We start from the raw sequence: 13,296 nt of genomic DNA, 5'->3' as shown, positions 1-13,296 counted from the left end.
TCCCCTCGACTGCGTTCTGGACCGAGCTGGTTCAAGCTGGATCAAGCTGGATCAAGCTGGATCAGGAGTGTTCGACGATCGTGTCGGCGAGGACGGGCGCGTCCTCCCGCTCGACGGCACTGACGGCGACGCGGACCTGCGCGTCGCCCTGCCACATGCGGATGCGCAGGGTCTCCCCCGGATAGACCACCCCGGCGAACCGCGTCGTGTACGACCGCACCCTGCTCACGTCCCCGCCGAGCAGGGTGTCCACGACCGCCTTGAGCGTCATGCCGTAGGTGCACAGCCCGTGCAGGATGGGCCGGTCGAAGCCGGCGAGCTTGGCGAACTCCGGGTCGGCGTGCAGCGGGTTGTAGTCGCCGGAGAGGCGGTAGAGCAGGGCCTGGTCCTCGCGGATCGGGCGCTCGACGGTCCGGTCGGGCTCGCCGGCGGGTGGGTCCAGGCGGGTGGCGGGGCCGCGGTCGCCGCCCCAGCCGCCCTCCCCCCGTACGAAGATCTGCGCGTCGTTGGTCCACAGCGGGCCGTCGGCGTCCGCGACCTCGGTGCGCATCACCAGGACGGCCGCCTTGCCCTTGTCGTACACGGCGGCGATCCGGCCGGTGGCGGTCGCCGTGCCCGCGACCGGGATGGGCCGGTGCAGGGTCAGGGACTGGCCGCCGTGCAGCACCTTGGCGAGGTCGACGTCGACGCCGGGCATGGACAGTCCGCTGATCACCCCGGGCGAGCCGGCGCCCGCGACGGTGGCGAAGCTGGGCAGCACGTGCAGCCGGGTCTCCAGGGTGTAGCGCAGTTCGTCGGGGTCGGTCGCCGGCCGGCCCGCGCCGATGCCGAGGTGGTAGAGCTGGACGTCCCGGCGCTCCCAGCCGATCTCCCCGGACCGGGGTTCGGCGGCGAGGGCCTTGGCTGCGTCGATGGGCATACGGCTCCTGAGGTGTCTCAAGACCTCGGCACGACCGTCCGCACCGTCGGCCGCGCCGAGGTCGTCCACGGAGCGGGTCCCGGGGGGCGTCCGGCGCATCAGGTCGGCGTCGGGCCCGGCACGCGCGTCCGGCCCGCTCGGCCCGGCCGAGAAGCGCTGTCGCCCGCAGCCGGCCTGATCCGCCGGACCCTCCCTAGAACGCGTTCCAGTCCAGCGCCCCTTGTATAGCGGAGCGCTCCACACTTGTGAAGGCTCCTGACGCAGTGTCAGATCCAGCTGGGCCGAAAGATACAGCGGGACCGGGCCAGGACATTTGTCCTGCCCGAGTCCGTACAAGCGCATCTGCCGTGCGGCGGCCCGGGTTTGTAGCCTCGTGGTCATGACTTGGACGGGTGGGACGGCAGGCCGGACAGAGCGGGCCGTGTCCTTCGCGGGGGCGGCCAAGACCGTGTCGGCGTACCGCCGGACCGGGCGGACCGTGTGACCGGGGGAGCAAGAGAGATGTCCTGGATGCGAGGGATCACCTGCCAGATACGCCGGTGGCAGGCGGCGCGGACTCAGTGGAAGGCCGACAGGGCGGAGTTCAGGGCCGCGCAGAAGGAGGCGCGCCGCAAGGGCGAGTGGCCCGAGAACCCGGGTCCGCCACCGAGCGGCTTCTCCCTGCTGCCGTGGCTGCTGCTGGGGCTGGGCTCCTTCTCCAACCTCCTCCAGGGCAAGACCCCCAACCCCTGGATCGGCGGCCTGGGCCTGTTCGCCTTCAACTCCCTCTACATCTACGTCGTGTTCCGCTCCTTCGTGAAGGAGAAGCGCGAGGCGGTCCCGACGCGGGCGGCGCTCGGCCTGATGGGCCTGCTCACCTGCGGCCTCGCCCTCGGCTACGGCGGCAGCTGGCTGTACTTCTTCCCGCTGCTCGGCCTCGCCACCGGGGCCTGCCTGCGCGGCCCGCGGCTGGGTCGGATCGGCCTGTCGCTGACCGCCCTCGCGGCGGCGGTCTCCGTGTTCCGGGCGGGCTGGGACGCGATCAACGTCGCCTACGGCACCTTCCTGTCCACCATGGTGACCGCCGCGATCCTCTCCCTGTCCGAGGCGGTACGGGAGCTGCGCGCGGCCCGCGGGGAGCTGGCCCGGCGCGCGGTGGAGAAGGAGCGGCTGCGCTTCTCCCGGGATCTGCACGACCTGCTCGGCCACACCCTCTCGGTGATCGTCGTCAAGTCGGAGGCCGCCCGCCGCCTCGCCCCCCGCGACATGGACGCGGCCCTCTCCCAGATCTCCGACATCGAGTCGGTCGGCAGGCAGGCGCTCACCGAGATCCGCGAGGCGGTCACCGGCTACCGCGAGGGCAGCCTGGCCACGGAACTCGACCGGGCCCGCTCGGCCCTCTCGGCGGCGAGCGTCGAGCCGGTCGTCAGGCAGACCGGGACGCCGCTCGCCCCGCAGACCGAGACACTGCTGGGCTGGGTGGTGCGCGAGGCGGTCACCAACGTGGTCCGGCACAGCGACGCCACCCGCTGCGAGATCACCGTCGACAGCGGCGCCGAGCAGGTCCGGTTGACGGTCACCGACGACGGCACCGGCGCGAACGCCGCCGAGCCCCGCCACGAGGGCGTCGGCGGCACCGGCCTGAAGGGGCTGACCGAGCGCCTCGCGGCGGCGGGCGGCTCTCTGAGAGCCGGCCCGTCGCCACGCGGCGGCTTCAAGGTCACCGCGGAACTCCCCACCGAGTCGCTGGAGTTGCTGACCGCTATGACGGTGACGACTACGGCGCCCAGGGCGAACTGACGACCCAGCTCACGTCGTCGGTCCACGAGGTCGCGCTGTCCCAGGCGTTGGAACCGCCGTCGCTCGCTATGTAGACGTTGTAGTTGTAGTGGCGCAGATAGCGCGTCGGGTAGTTGTACGAGGCGAACGAGGTGCCCGTGCCGCTCTTGCCGGTCTCCGGGCAGAACGTGGCGTCGGCTCTGAACGTGGCGGTGCCGTCCATGGGCTGCCGCAGGAGCTTGAAGTTGTAGTGCCGCAGGAAGTCGCCCGGGTAGTTGCGCGACTCGAAGGAGACGCAGGAGCTGCCGGCCAGTCCGCGGCGGACGATCCAGGTGGCGTCGCTCTTGTCCAGGGCGGAGCTGCTGGAAGTGACGGCGGAGAGGACGGCCGCGTTGGCCTGGTGGCGGACGTAGTCGGTGGTGCAGCAGGACGTCGTGGCCTTCAGGGAGATCTCCGAGCCGGGGCTGAGCGTGCCGGTGGAGCCGGTCGCGCCGCCGTAGCCGACGGAGACGATGTTGGACTGGACGGCGTTGTCGGCGGCGTCGGTCGGGATGCCGGAGGTCATCACACCCTCGAAGAACGAGCCGATGGAGCCGTTGCTGTTGTCCCCGCCGGTACCGAGGACGATCGCGCCCTCCTGGTGCATGGGCGAGTAGCCGCTGGTGGTGGGCTCACCGCCGGAATACGTGGTGGTGAGACCGCCGGATTGCGCGTTTCCCCATTTCAGTGCGAAATGGTCCTGGCCGTTGTTCTTCAGCAACGCGGTGACGAAAGGTGTCGCGCCCGTCCCCGTGTTGGAGGAGTTGGTGCTGTAGCCGAGGTTGGACTGGAACAGCCCGTTCTCCAGGTCCGCCTGCACCCAGGGGCCCGAGCCGTAGCAGGGCGCGAACCAGCACTCGGTGCCGAAGTTGATGGCGTCCATGTGGCCGTTGCCGGTGTCCTTGTTGTTGGTCTCGGCGTTGCCGTAGTCGAAGCAGCAGCTGCCGTTGACGTGGGTGCCGGAGGTGACCATGTACATCCCCTCGGCGGCGCCGTTGGTGGCGACACCGGAGGTGGAGTTGTCCCGGTAGCCCATGCCGGCCGAGATCTCCAGGCCGTAGACCTGGTGCCCGCCGACGGTCACCGGCAGCGCGTCCGCCGGGGCCCCGACATCGGCCGCGCCGGCCCCGCCCGCACCCTCGACGGTGAGGTCGTTGTGCTTGCTGGACTGGTCGTAGATCTTGGTGATGATGCAGGTCGTACCGGAGCAGAAGGAGTCCTGCGCGGGCGCGTTGGCGTATCCGCCGGCGGCCAGCAGACCGATGTCGGCCGTGGCGCCGTCCGAGGCGCGCTGCACCTGGTACAGGGATCCGCTGTACGACGAGTACAGCGCCCGGACCATGCTGTGCGCGGCCACGCACGGCGTGCCGGCGGTGGCGTAGACGTCACAGGGCAGCGAACTCGCGGCGGCGGCCTGCGGGGCGCCGGCCCCGACGACGAGCGCGGCGACGGTCGCGAAGGCCGCGAGCGCGGACAGCAGGGCTCTCCTGACGCGTGGCGGACAGGAGCGCAGGGCTCGTAGGGACACTGAGAACACGATGCACCTCTTCTTCGGTTCCTCGTAGGGCGGTGCGGGTTCCTGGTCGGTATACCGAACGTCGTTCGATCGAAATACCGAACCTATTCGGCGATCGAAATACCGACCATTGGCCGGGAATTCAGAGAATTGCAGAGGTGATTGTTTGAGCACGGTCAACCGCCGTCAAGCCCTGCGGCGCGGAACAAGGACCACTCTTTAATTGCCGGGCCCGAGGCTAGGCTTGGGCTGTGTACGAGCCTGCGAACGAGATGCCCCGGGACCACCGGCCCGCCAAGTCGATCAGGGTGCTGCTCGCCGAGGACCAGGGCATGATGCGCGGGGCCCTCGCCTTACTGCTCGGGATGGAGCCGGACATCGAGGTCGTCGCCCAGGTCGCGACGGGTGACGCGATCGTGGACGCCGCGCTCGTCCACCGGCCCGATGTGGCCCTCCTCGACATCGAACTGCCGGGGATCAGCGGCCTGGACGCCGCGGCGGAGCTGCGCGCGCAGGCGCCCGACTGCCGGGTGCTGATCCTGACCACCTTCGGCCGGCCCGGCTATCTGCGCCGGGCCATGGAGGCCGGGGCGGCCGGCTTCCTCGTCAAGGACGGTCCGGTCGAGGACCTGGCCCGGGCGATCCGGCAGGTGCTCACCGGGGAGAACGTGGTCGACCCCGCGCTCGCCGCGGCCGCGCTCAGCGCCGGGCCGAACCCGCTCACCGCCCGCGAGTGCGATGTGCTGAAGGCGTCGGTGGACGGCGCGACCGTCGCCGACGTCGCGGCGAAGCTGCACCTGTCGGAGTCGACGGTCCGCAACTACCTGTCCGCCGCGATCGGCAAGACCGGCACCCGCAACCGCACGGAGGCGGTACGGGAGGCCCGGCAGCAGGGGTGGCTGTGAGCTCCCTGTGCCCTGCGCATCAGCCGCGGCCGGCAGCCGACCTTGAAGCTCTGGAAATGAGCACCGCTGTGCGGGCACGTGTGCCCGTCTTACCGGCACTCCACATCAAACTGCCGCGGTATGCCCAACGTCGTGGAACAGCCCGGACCGTTGCCCGCCGCGCCGGAAATTCCGGCACTACGTCACGGCAGCCGTCCGCCGCGGCAGCCACAGCAGCATCAGCACCGCCCCGGCCAGCAGCACCCCCGTGCTGGTGCGGAAGGCGGCCGCGTACCCCTCCGTGAGGGCGGCCGCCCCGCCGTCCTCGCCCGTCCGGGCCGCCGCGACCGTCGACATCACCGCGAGGCCGAGCGAACCGCCCATCGTGCGCGAGGTGTTGACGAGCCCCGAGAGCAGCCCGGCCTCCCCCGGCGCCGCCCCGGAGGTGGCCAGCGCGGCCAGCGGGGTCGCGGCCAGGCCCGCGCCGAGCATCATCAGGATCCCGGGGAGCATGATCGCCGTCGTATAGGCGCCGTGCGGGCCCATGGTCGACTGCCAGCCGAACCCGGTCGCCGCGATCAGCGTGCCCGTCACCGCCACCGGCCGCGTGCCCGCCCGCCGCATCAGCCGGGGCGCCAGCTTGGAGCCGACGAGCACCGCGACCGAGCTGGGCACCAGGGCGAGGCCCGCCTCCAGCGGGGAGTAGCCGAGGACGTTCTGGGCGTACAGCGTCATGAAGTACCACATGCAGAACATCGCCGACCCGGACACCAGCATGGCCGCGTTGGCCGACGCCACCGTCCGCCGCCCGAGCAGGCCGAGCGGCATCAGCGGGGCCGCCGTACGCGCCTCGACGGCCAGGAACAGCCCGAGCAGGGCGATCCCGGCGGCCAGCGGGACCAGGGTGGCGGCGGCCGTCCACCCCTTGGCCTCGGTCTGCGAGACCCCGTACGCCAGGGTCGCGAGGCCCGCTGTCACCAGCAGCGCGCCGGGCAGGTCGAGCCGCCGTCCGTCCCCGGCCCGGCTCTCCGTCAGCCACAGCACGGACCCGGCGAGGACCAGCGCGCCCACCGGCACGTTGATCAGCAGCACCCAGCGCCAGGACAGCACGTCCACCAGCACCCCGCCGACCAGCCCGCCGGCCGCGCCGCCGCCGGCCCCGACCGCCGTCCAGGTGGCGATCGCCCGCGCCCGGGCCGGGCCCTCCGGCACGGCGGCCGTGAGCAGGGTCAGCGTCGAGGGCGCGAGGACCGCCGCACCCAGCCCCTGCACGGCCCGGGCGAGCAGCAGCTGCCAGCCGTCCTGGGCGAGGCCGCCGCCGAGCGAGGCCAGCGTGAACAGAGCGAGCCCGACCAGGAACATCCGCTTACGGCCGTACAGGTCACCGGCCCGCCCGCCGAGCAGCATGAAGCCGGCGAAGGCGATGGCGTACGCGTTCACCACCCACTGCAGGCCGGACGCGCTCAGCCCCAGGTCCGCGCGCATCGACGGCAGGGCCACGTTCACCACGGACACGTCGAGCACGACCAGGAACTGCCCGGCACACGCCAGCGCGACCACCAGCCAGGTGGGGGTCGCGGTACGGCGGGATATTCGTGAGGTGTCCGCGGCTTCGAGCATGACCGTCATGCTCTCAAGCCGGTTACGGTCCTTGCATCGGCTTTTCGGCCCACCTGGTCCTCGGTCGTACGGCCTACACCGTCTTCCGGAGCATGGTCACCACCGCCGCCCCGCCCAGCCCGATGTTGTGCGCGAGCCCCACCCGCGCGTCCGGCACCTGCCGCTCCCCCGCCGTGCCCCGCAGCTGCCACACCAGTTCGGCGGTCTGCGCGAGGCCGGTCGCGCCGAGCGGGTGCCCCTTGGAGATGAGCCCTCCGGAGGGGTTCACCACCCAGCGGCCGCCGTACGTCGTCGCCCCGGACTCGACGAGCTTGCCCGACTCGCCCACCGGGCACATGCCGAGCGCCTCGTACGTCAGCAGCTCGTTGACGGAGAAGCAGTCGTGCAGTTCCACGACGTCGACGTCCTCGATGCCGAGTCCCGAGCGGTCGTACACCCGGCGGGCCGCCGCCCGTGACATCGGCTGCCCGACGACGTCGATGCACGAGCCCGACGTGAAGGACTCCTCGGTGTCCGTCGTCATCGCCTGCGCGACGATCTCGACGAGGCCGGTGAGCCCGCGCCGCTCGGCGAACCGTTCCGAGACGACCACGGCCGCCGCCGCGCCGTCGGAGGTGGGCGAGCACTGGAGTTTGGTGAGCGGGCGGTGGACGGTGCGGGCGGCGAGGACGCCGGCGACGTCGTACACGTCCTGGAACTGGGCGTACGGGTTGTGCGCGGAGTGCCGGTGGTTCTTGACGGCCACGGCGGCGAGCTGTGCCTCGGTGGTGCCGTACCGCTCCATGTGCTCGCGGGCCGCGTCGCCGAAGATCTGCGCGGTGGGCGGGGTCATCTCGAAGCCGTGCCGGGCGGCCATGATCCCGTAGTGCCGGGCGACGGGTGACGTCGAGAAGTCGTCACTGTCCGCCCCGCCCCCCAGCGCTCCCCTCTTCATCTTCTCGAAGCCGAGGGCCAGGACGCAGTCGGCCGCCCCGCCCTCGACGAGCTGGCGGGCCAGCATCAGGGCGGTGGCGCCGGTGGCGCAGTTGTTGTTGACGTTGTAGACGGGGACGCCGGTGAGACCCAGTTCATAGGCGGCGCGCTGGCCCGCGGTGGAGGGCTGGAAGCAGTAGCCAACAGGAACCTGTTCCACATCACCGTAGGAGATGCCCGCGTCCGCGAGCGCGGACCCGCCCGCCTCCCGGACCATGTCCCAGTACTGCCAGTCGCGGGTCTCGGGCTTCTCGAACCGGGTCATTCCGACCCCGGCGACATACGCCCTCGTAGCACTCACGGCACTCATCGTGGCACTCATGGCGCGTGAGACTAGAACACGTTCCATAAATTGACCAGAGCCTGACGGCGGATCAGAAACCCATGGGACGGTCAAGAATTCGTTAGCAGCTCGAAGCAACGGAATAGTTGCCTGTGCATACGAGGTTTACCCACCACTTATCCGATGCCGGATCCGTCCCTTCGCGCACTTCCCGTCACTCTCTTGGCCCGGAGGCCTCACTCCATGACGCACACGACCGACCAGCCCGCCCGGGGCGCGAGCGGGGCCGTGGTCCCGGTACTCGCCTTCGCGGGCATCGTGGTCGCGGTGATGCAGACCCTGCTCGTTCCGGTGATCAAGGACCTGCCGCAACTGCTGGGCACCGAGCCCAGCAACGCCACCTGGGTCCTGACCTCGACGCTGCTGTCCGGCGCCGTGGCCACTCCGATCATGGGCCGCCTCGGCGACCTGTACGGCAAGCGGCGGATGCTGATATTCAGCCTCTCCGTGATGGTGGTGGGCGCGCTGGTCAGCGCACTCACCAGCGAACTGCTCACGATGATCGTCGGCCGCACCCTGCAGGGCTTCGCCATGGGCGCGATCCCGCTGGGCATCGGCCTGATGCGCGACATGCTGCCGCGCGAGAAGCTCGCCTCGGCGATGGCCCTGATGAGCTCCTCGATCGGCGTCGGCGGCGGCCTCGCGCTGCCCGCCGCGGCCCTGGTCGCGCAGCACGCCGACTGGCACGCCCTGTTCTACGGCGCCGCCGGCCTGGGCGTCATGGCCATCGCCCTCACCCTCCTCGCCGTACCGGAGTCCCCGGCGCGCGCCGAGGGCACGTTCGACGTCCTGGGCGCGATCGGTCTCTCCGTCGGCCTGGTCCTCTTCCTCCTCCCGATCACCAAGGGCAGTGACTGGGGCTGGACCTCCGGCACCACCCTCGGCCTCTTCGCCGCCTCCGCCGTCGTCCTCCTCCTGTGGGGCGTGATGGAGCTGCGGGTCAAGGCCCCACTGGTCGACCTGCGCACCACGGCCCGCCCGGCGGTGCTCTTCACCAACCTCGCCTCGATCATGGTCGGCGTCAGCTTCTACGTCGTCTCGCTGGTCCTGCCGCAGCTGCTCCAGCTCCCGAAGGCCACCGGCTACGGCCTCGGCCAGTCGATGGTCACCGCCGGTCTGCTGGTCGCCCCGCTGGGCCTGACGATGATGTTCACGGCCCCCGTCTACGCCCGGCTGTCCGCCAAGTACGGCCCCAAGACCACCCTGATCCTCGGCATGCTGATCATCGGCATCGGCTACGGCGCGGGCCTCGGCCTGATGAGCGCGGCCTGGCAGAGCCTGGTCATCGCGGTGGTGCTGGGCGCCGGCATCGGCCTCGCGTACTCGTCCCTCCCGGCCCTGATCGTCGGCGCGGTGCCGGCGTCGGAGACGGGCGCGGCGAACGGTCTCAACACCCTGATGCGGTCCATCGGTACGTCCGTGTCCAGCGCCGTCATCGGCATGGTGCTGGCCAACACGGCGAACAACGTGGGCGGCGTCAACATCCCGACCATGCACGGCTTCCGGGTCTCCTTCCTGATCGCGACGGGTGCGGTGACCGTGGGCCTGGTCCTCGCCCTGCTGCTGCCGAAGCGGAGCACGCCGGCGGCGGAGGTCGCCCAGCACACGCGGTTGCGGGCGAGCAGCGACGAGGACGCGGTGCTGGCCGACGCCGAGGAGGTGCTGCGGGGCTTCCGTGGGCGCGTGCTGGACGCCGCGGGCGTTCCGGTCGCCCGCGCCAAGGTCACGCTGATCGACCGGCGGGGGCGGCAGGCGGGCGCCACGCTGTCCGGTGACGACGGTACGTATGCGCTGACGGTGCCTACCGAGGGGGCGTACGTGCTGGCCGCGAAGGCGGCGGGGCATGGGCCGTTGGCTTCTTCGGCTTCGCATGCGGGGGATGAGCGGGCCGTTGACCTGGATCTCTCGTTGCCGGGAGAGACTGTTACGGCTTAACGGGCGCGTTGTCGGCTGCGGGCGTGTGGGGGCTGGTCGCGCCCACGCGGCGGAGCCGCACATTGATACGGCCCCGCGCCCCCAAGGGCGCGCCAACCCTGAGGACGTTGCATCCGCACCCCCTGCCGGAGTCCGGCAGGGGGTGCGGCAGCATGGGTGGCCGGAACGTCGTATCGACCGAAAGGACCCCCATGGCCTCGGCCGCCCCCAAGCCCGAGATCCTCGCCGCGTTCGAGAAGGCCAAGGGGTTCATGCCCCCGCACGAGGGGCTGGCGCTGTACGCGGCCGCTGTCGAAGCCGGGGAACTCGGCCTGCCCCTCCTGGAGGTGGGGACGTACTGCGGACGCTCCACGCTTCTCCTCGCCGACGCGGCGCGCGCCACCGGGGTCACCGCTGTCACCGTCGACCATCACCGGGGCAGCGAGGAGCAGCAGCCGGGCTGGGACTACCACGACCCGGAGACGGTCGACCCGGAGCTCGGGCTGATGGACACGCTGCCGACGTTCCGGCGCACCCTGCACCGGGCCGGGCTCGAAGACCATGTCGTCGCCGTCGTCGGCCGTTCCCCGCAGATCGCCGCGTTCTGGAACTCGCCCCTCGGGTTCGTCTTCATCGACGGCGGCCACACCGACGAGCACGCCACCGCCGACTACGAGGGCTGGGCCCCCCATGTGGCCCAAGGCGGCCTTCTGCTGATCCACGACGTCTTCCCGGACCCGAAGGATGAGTTCACCGGCCAGGCCCCTTACCGCGTCTACCTCCGCGCCCTGGACTCGGGCGCGTTCACGGAGGTCTCGGCGCACGACTCGCTGCGCGTCCTGCGGCGAACGGGGGCGGGGATCTGAGGGCGCGGTTAGAGTCGCGAATTCCTGGTGGACCAGCTGCGCAGGACGGTTCGCGTTCGGGGTTCGACCGAGGCGGCGCTGAAGCCGCCGCGTGGTCACTGAACGGCAGGAAGACGCCCCGGCAGGAGAGGTGTACCCGCCGGGGCCTTGAGCCCGTCCAGCCCGCGTTACGCCTGGGGTGCCGAACCGGACGGGCGATCAGGTGACGGCTGCGAACGCGGCCGAGGCCGGGATAACCGCTGGCCCGACTGGGCGGCTCAAGCCCGCGCCGAGACGATCAGCGTTCCCACCGTGCGCCGCCCGGGCGGCGCGGCCAGCACTTCGGCGCGCACATCGCCGAAGCCGTGCTCGGCGAGCAGCTGTTTCCACGCATCGCGTTCGTAGTCCCAGCGCTTCACGACGAGCGGGTCCTCGTCGCTGCCGCGGGGGATGTACGACGCCTGACAGCCGTAGCAGCCCTCGACCGGGGGCCGCTGCGAGAACACGAGCCGGCCGCCCGGCCGTAGCCGCGCGCGAATGGCGGGCAGCAGCCGGGCCGGGTCGGTGAACCACAGGGCGCCGAACACCGAGTAGACGGCGTCGAATTCTCGGGCCTGCTGAAGGAACTGGACGGCTTCCGCCTGGTGCAGCTCCAGGCCTGGCAGTTCGCTCCACCGCGCGCGCGCCGCGGTGAGCTGCTTGGGGGAGACGTCGACGCCAACGGCGTGCATGCCGAGGGCGGCGAGGTGGGCAGCGTTGCCGGCCTTGCCGCAGCCCAAATCCAGGACGCGGGCCCCGGGGGCGACGTCGAGGAGTTCGGCGTTCGGCCCGTGGTCTTCGTACTGGGTCCAGTTGAACCAGGTGGTTTCGCCGCGCGAGTTCACCGGCCGCCGTTCGGGGCGCTGCCGCGAGTAGGTGTCCCAGGCGATCGCCGTGTCAGTCACGTGGTGCTCCGCTCGGAGGGCCAGCCGCCCGACTGGAGATTCGGGCGGCTGGAGTCTTGCACAGGATGGGTCAGTGCTTGCCGCTGTTCGGGCTGTCGGTGCACCCCGCGTGGCATTGGGTGCAGTCGGCCGTGTCCGGCCAAAGCTCTTCGTCGATGGCGTACCCGGCGGCCGTGATGGCGGCGAGGGTGCGGTCTCGGGTGGCCTGCGGCCCGCCGGGGGCCTGCTCGTTCTCGGCGATCGGGACGTGGTGGACGAAGCGGCCGACGACGCGCTGGCAGAACTCGGCGTAGTCGGCGGTGTGCAGGATGAACGCGTGCCAGCCGTAGTCGACCAGCATGCTCGGGGCGAGGGACTGGCCCGGCTGCCGACCGGACGCGGCGATGAACGCGGCGGCCTGGCCGACGATGCGGCGCGCGGTGTCGGCGCTGACCTCCGGGTGGTCGGTGACGATCCGACGGGTGAGCAGGTCGCTCACCTCGGAGTCGACCAGGGTGAGCGGGTCGGTACCCACGGGACGCTCTAATGCGACGGTCACGTCTTCCTCCTGTTGTGGATGGGCGCCCTCGGTCGGGGCGCCGGGCCTCTCGCACCGTGGTGCGGGAGGCGGCTCAGAGCTGCCCCGGCTGCCCGACCTGTCCATGGGTGGGGAGCCGGGGCGGCGGCTTGAGGCGCCTACTGGGGACGGAGTGACCGGCTGGCCGCCAAGGTTTTCGTAGTGGTCGCACAGGGCCATCACGGACCGGGCGAGCTTCATTGCCACCGTCATCTGGCCGGGGCTGTTGTAGCCGGGGCGCAGGCCGAGCCGCATGCTGGCCTCCCTGGTGCAGGCGAGGGCGCATGCGCTCGGGATGTCGTCCGCCGGGAGCTGGCGGGTCATCGCCTCAATGGTGGGGATGAGTTCTTCGATCTGCCCGCGCAGCGCGGCCCGCAGCGTCGTCACCTCGTCGGTGGGGATGGGGCGGGCGTCCGGGGCGAGGAACCGTTGCGCGGTGCTGCGCATGGTCGCGATGTCCGGCGCAAGCTGCTGCTGTGCCTCGGTCATGGACACGCCTGCGGTCATTCCTGCACCCCCGTCCGGAAGCGGTAGCCGCCCGGGCCGAGCGCGGCCGCGAGGACGGCAGGGGCGGTGAGGACGCCCGTCCCGTCCGGGTGGTTCAGCCACAGGTGCCCGAACAGCATCCGGCCAGCGGGCGGACAGTCCAGGGTCCAGCCGGGCGGCTTCACGGACACTGAGCGGACGTCGGCGAGTTCCTCGGCGGCGTCGAGGGGCACGAGCCACCAGGCGCTGTCGCCCTGCGTGTCCGCGAGGACGGGGCCGCGCTGCCCTTCGGGGATGCGGGTGAGGGCCGGCATGGTGTGGACGAGCCGGGCGGCGGCGACGAGCCAGTGGGCGCCGGACGTTATGGGGGCCAGGGCGTCTTTCGACCAGGCTTCACGTACAAGGTGGGCGTGCGGGGCGCAGTTGGCGAGCCACGCATCACCGGCTTCGTACCGCAGGGCGGTGCTGGTGGGTTGGGCCATGCCCGGGACCGTAGGGGC

Annotated in this window: 11 protein-coding genes; 4 read left to right on the top strand and 7 right to left on the bottom strand. The window is 71.4% G+C overall.

Annotated features, from left to right (window positions below):
- Nucleotides 1-61: 61 nt before the first annotated feature.
- On the bottom strand, nt 62-919 hold the full coding sequence (locus ACGFZQ_RS04835; protein WP_393839161.1) for a MaoC/PaaZ C-terminal domain-containing protein: 858 nt from the start codon (nt 917-919) through the stop codon (nt 62-64).
- A 501-nt stretch (nt 920-1,420) separates the two neighbouring features.
- Between ACGFZQ_RS04835 and ACGFZQ_RS04830 the strand changes: the two genes are divergently transcribed.
- Entirely contained in the window at nt 1,421-2,698 is a 1,278-nt protein-coding gene (locus ACGFZQ_RS04830; protein ID WP_393839160.1) for a sensor histidine kinase, read from the top strand.
- On the opposite strand, the gene ACGFZQ_RS04825 is transcribed toward ACGFZQ_RS04830, so the two are convergent.
- Nucleotides 2,676-4,244, bottom strand: coding sequence for an alpha-L-arabinofuranosidase B (locus tag ACGFZQ_RS04825; protein WP_393839245.1), 1,569 nt, complete (start codon nt 4,242-4,244; stop codon nt 2,676-2,678). The genes ACGFZQ_RS04830 and ACGFZQ_RS04825 overlap by 23 nt on opposite strands.
- Nucleotides 4,245-4,504: 260 nt before the next feature.
- Here ACGFZQ_RS04825 and ACGFZQ_RS04820 point away from each other — a divergent pair, with 260 nt between their 5' ends.
- Complete coding sequence (locus tag ACGFZQ_RS04820) at nt 4,505-5,137, top strand: response regulator (protein ID WP_393839244.1); 633 nt, start codon at nt 4,505-4,507, stop codon at nt 5,135-5,137.
- A 177-nt stretch (nt 5,138-5,314) separates the two neighbouring features.
- Here the strand turns inward: ACGFZQ_RS04820 and ACGFZQ_RS04815 are convergent, their stop codons facing one another.
- Together ACGFZQ_RS04815 and ACGFZQ_RS04810 are read right to left on the bottom strand one after the other, a co-directional pair.
- On the bottom strand, nt 5,315-6,736 hold the full coding sequence (locus ACGFZQ_RS04815; protein WP_393839159.1) for an MFS transporter: 1,422 nt from the start codon (nt 6,734-6,736) through the stop codon (nt 5,315-5,317).
- A gap of 73 nt (nt 6,737-6,809) precedes the next feature.
- The gene (locus ACGFZQ_RS04810; RefSeq protein WP_393839243.1) at nt 6,810-8,018 is read right to left on the bottom strand and encodes a lipid-transfer protein; all 1,209 of its coding nucleotides are present in this window, start codon (nt 8,016-8,018) and stop codon (nt 6,810-6,812) included.
- A 216-nt stretch (nt 8,019-8,234) separates the two neighbouring features.
- On the opposite strand from ACGFZQ_RS04810, the gene ACGFZQ_RS04805 reads away from it, so the two are divergent.
- Together ACGFZQ_RS04805 and ACGFZQ_RS04800 are read left to right on the top strand one after the other, a co-directional pair.
- On the top strand, nt 8,235-9,986 hold the full coding sequence (locus ACGFZQ_RS04805; protein ID WP_393839158.1) for an MFS transporter: 1,752 nt from the start codon (nt 8,235-8,237) through the stop codon (nt 9,984-9,986).
- A gap of 191 nt (nt 9,987-10,177) precedes the next feature.
- Complete coding sequence (locus ACGFZQ_RS04800) at nt 10,178-10,831, top strand: class I SAM-dependent methyltransferase (RefSeq protein ID WP_393839157.1); 654 nt, start codon at nt 10,178-10,180, stop codon at nt 10,829-10,831.
- A 257-nt stretch (nt 10,832-11,088) separates the two neighbouring features.
- Here ACGFZQ_RS04800 and ACGFZQ_RS04795 read toward each other — a convergent pair whose 3' ends face one another.
- From ACGFZQ_RS04795 to ACGFZQ_RS04785, 3 genes are all read right to left on the bottom strand, one after another.
- Entirely contained in the window at nt 11,089-11,754 is a 666-nt protein-coding gene (locus tag ACGFZQ_RS04795; RefSeq protein ID WP_393839156.1) for a class I SAM-dependent methyltransferase, read from the bottom strand.
- A gap of 70 nt (nt 11,755-11,824) precedes the next feature.
- Nucleotides 11,825-12,817, bottom strand: coding sequence for a DUF6415 family natural product biosynthesis protein (locus ACGFZQ_RS04790; RefSeq protein ID WP_393839155.1), 993 nt, complete (start codon nt 12,815-12,817; stop codon nt 11,825-11,827).
- Entirely contained in the window at nt 12,814-13,278 is a 465-nt protein-coding gene (locus tag ACGFZQ_RS04785; protein WP_393839154.1) for a hypothetical protein, read from the bottom strand. The genes ACGFZQ_RS04790 and ACGFZQ_RS04785 overlap by 4 nt, the downstream gene beginning before the upstream one ends.
- Nucleotides 13,279-13,296: the final 18 nt, after the last annotated feature.

The sequence above is a fragment of the Streptomyces sp. NPDC048254 genome, assembly GCF_043201895.1.
Lineage (GTDB): Bacteria > Actinomycetota > Actinomycetes > Streptomycetales > Streptomycetaceae > Streptomyces.
Note: the sequence above shows the minus strand (reverse complement) of the source record. Positions and strands in the feature narration are given on the sequence as shown.